This window comes from Zhihengliuella salsuginis (genome assembly GCF_014651715.1).
Classification (GTDB): domain Bacteria; phylum Actinomycetota; class Actinomycetes; order Actinomycetales; family Micrococcaceae; genus Zhihengliuella; species Zhihengliuella salsuginis.
The window spans coordinates 1-3,613 of sequence record NZ_BMXK01000023.1 but is presented as its reverse complement, the minus strand read 5'-3'; the positions used below and the strand labels follow the sequence as shown (position 1 = coordinate 3,613).

Below are 3,613 nucleotides of genomic sequence, written 5' to 3'. Positions count from 1 at the left end.
TTCGGGCTGTTGCTGGTGGGTGCGACGGCGTTGATCGTGCGTCATCGGCGCAGCTGACACCCGCGAACGGCGGGGGCGTGGCGCCCAGTGAGGCCCAGCCCCCGCCGGCGATCATCCGGTCATGGGGCGCCGGCGGAACGGTTGACGAACTCCGTGCCGCCGGGGCCCCATGAGGCTTCTGGCAGAGGGAAGGCGCCGCCTCGATGCGAGTCTCGCCGTAAACCTTTCTAACAGAAGCATCATGTGCCTATACTCGAAATGTGTCGCCCTTCACACGGGTGGACGCGTGTCAGGCATCGGGGGGGAACCTTTCGAAAAGGACCCGAAAGCCATGGAACACGAACACGTTGGGGACGCCGTTTTTCCGCCTGGGATGAGACCCGCGGAATCGGCCGGTGCGGACTCTCCGCACCCTGAATTCTCTCTGCAGCCGTCGCGACGACGGCTCTTGTCCTGACCGCAGCCCGGTCACGGCCGATGCCGGCCGCCGGAGGCTGCGGTTCCGCCCTGCCCGTCCGCTTCAGCGGACGTTGAGGCAGGAGCAGCAGCCATCACTTCGCACCCGGTGAACCGGATCGTCACTCGTCACCTGTGCCAGTTCGCAGAATCAATTGAGCATTCTCACTGGCGTTCCGTTTTTAGACGCATCTTCAAGAGGACGACATGTCACGACACCTCAGCCGTGTGCCCCGGAGCGGGCTTCGCGGCGTAAAGACTTTGCTTGCCATGGGACTTGCCGCGGGACTGATGTTCTCCGGCAGCGTCGCCATGGCCACGACCGATCCTGACCCGCTCGCCGCCTCCGAGGAGGCGGCACCGACGACCGAGTCGAACGAGACCTCGGCGCCATCCGAGACGACCGCCGCCGATGAAACCGCTGCAGAGGCCAAGAAGACGGTCCCTGCCGAGAAGTCGCCGGCATCCGAGCCGGCCGCCGAGCAACCGGCGGCGGAGGAACCCGCGCCGGAGCCTGCACCGAAGCAGGAGCCTGCGCCGGAGCCTGCACCGAAGCAGGAGCCAGCACCGGAACCAGCACCGAAGCAGGAGCCAGCACCGGAACCAGCACCGAAGCAGGAGCCAGCACCGGAACCAGCACCGAAAAAGGAGCCAGTGGAGGAGTCGGAGGCCGAGGCACTTGCTGCCGAGGAGTCCGAAGCGGCCGAGGAGCCGGAGATCCTGGCCATCGAGCCGTTCGCCTCGCCGAGTGAATTCCAGCTCGACTGGCCGTCTGACATCGACATGGCGACCGACCCGATCGGCAACGCGGATCCGACGATCTACGACCAGGGGTCGAAGGAGAACGACCCGAGCTCCTGGGACTACAGCGCGTCGGCGAGTTCGCCCGGCTCGGGCGATGTCGGCGACACCTGGGTTGCGGCCGACTTCGACGATGGCGGGGATGCGTGGTTGTGGCTGGCCTTCGAGCGTGTGACGGCGAACGGCCAGATCGGCTATTTCCTGGAGTTGAACCAGCAGCCGTCGACCGTGAACGCGAACGGGGCGGATATCCCGGTCCGCACGGTCGGCGACATCAGGCTGATCTTCCCAGCGAACAACGATGTCTTCTCGACTCCCGAAATCCAGACGTGGGACGGTTCGGGGTGGGTGACGTCTTCGCTGCCGGCCGGCTCCTGGGACCACGCGGTCAGCCAGGACGGCACACTCGTCGAATTCCAGTTCAATCTCTCGGCGATCTTCGGCGGGGCCGACGGGATGCTGGATTGCGGGGACTTCGATTTCGCGAACATCATGCTGAGGTCCGCGGCGTCGGCCAGCCATCAGTCGGAGCTCAAGGATTTCGTGGGCGGTTCGATCGACATCGATCTGTGTGCGGGACTGACAATCGAGAAGACGGACGAGTCCGGCACGCCGTTGGGCGGTGCGACGTTCGAGATCGACCCGAACCCGCTGCCCGGGGGCACGGGCACGTTGACGATCACGGACAACGACGCCAACGACGACAACCCCGCGGCTGGGACGATCGAGCTGGCCGAGGTGAACCCGGGGTCGTACACGGTCACCGAGGTCGGTGCCCCGGACGGGTACCTGCTGCCGGCGGACCGGGATCAGGGGCCGCAGACCGTCGAAGCAGGCGGGGACGTGACGTTCACCTTCGAGGATCCGCTGGCGTGGGAACCGCTGACGGTGGAGAAGACGATCGAGGCCTCCTACCTGGTCGACTACACCTGGGACATCGAGAAGTCGGTGGACCAGACCCGGATCGAGCAGGCCGGGACGACGGCTGATTTCACCTACCTCGTGAGCGTGACGGAGGGGGAGCGGACGGCGTCGGACTTCGTCGCCAGCGGAATGATCGCGGTGGAGAACCCGAATCCGTCAGCCCTGGTCGCCACCGCTGAGGACGTCCTCGGCGACGGCACGGTCTGCGTGATCGACGCGCCCGACGTCGGCGCCGCCGACGGGCACCAGATCTCGTTCGCACCGGGCGAGACGGCGCTGGCCTACGAATGCGAGATCGGGGCCGAACCGGAAACGGACTCCGGCTCCAACACCGTCACCTTGACGTGGAGCCGCGCGGACTACCCGCAGGAGCAGTCGGATGTCGACGATCCGGAGAACGCCGGTGAGGCGTCTGCATCGGATGCGGTCGATTTCACCTGGTCGACGACGGAGACGAACGAAACCATCACGGTCGAGGACAGCCAGTTCGTCTTCGACCCTGCGTGGACCATCACGTGGGGTTCCGCGGCGGACGGGGTGTACGAGAACTCGTACACGATCACCCGTGAGGTCGCCGCTGGTGAGTGCCAGACGTTCGAGAACACCGCGACGATCGTCGAGACGGGTCAGTCCGACGACGCCGAGGCCACCCTCTGCGTCGGCGCCGACCTGGTGGTCGAGAAGAACGTGATCCACAGCTTCGACCGCACCTATCTGTGGGACATCGAGAAGACCGCGCTCGGCGACCAGCCTTTCGAGGCCGATCCCGAGACGGGCGACGTCACGGTCGAGTACGAGGTGACGGTGCAGCCGGACACGGCCGCGGCGGCCCCCGGCTACCAGGACAGCGCCTGGGCGATGAGCGGCGAGATCACCGTCGCGAACCCCAACAGCTGGCAGGACGTCGAGGCCACGGTGAGCGATGCCGTGGACATCGGCGGCGGGGCCGAGTGCACGGTCATGGACGCTACGCAGACGATCGGGGCCGGCGAGAGCCTGACCTTCGACTACACCTGCACGTTCACGAGTGAGCCGGCGTACGACGGCGAGAACGTCGCCACCGCGGTGTGGGACGCTGAAGCCGCGTCGACGCCGTCCGGCGAAGCCGCCGGTACCGCCGAGGTCGCTGCTGACGAATGGTCGGTCACTCCGATCAACGAGACGGTCGTCGTCGAGGACGACCACTTCACCTTCGATCCGGCCTGGGAGGTCACCTGGTCCGAGGGGATGGAACCGCAGACACGCACGTACGAGTTGACGTGGAACGTCGGCGAGGCCGGCACCTGCGAGGCCTTCCCGAACGTCGCGAGTGTCATGAGCGACGCCGGAGCGGTCCTCGACGAGGACGAGGAAGAGGTCCAGGCCTGCCGTGAGGCTCCGTTGGTGGTCTCGAAGTCGGCCGATGGTTCGTTTGATCGGACGTATTTCTGGG

General features: G+C 66.3%; 1 protein-coding gene. It reads left to right on the top strand.

Features of this window, described 5'->3' with window-relative positions:
* Positions 1-726: 726 nt before the first annotated feature.
* The coding region (locus IE069_RS15500; protein ID WP_229791209.1) for a SpaA isopeptide-forming pilin-related protein at positions 727-3,613 on the top strand (2,887 nt) is incomplete at its 3' end.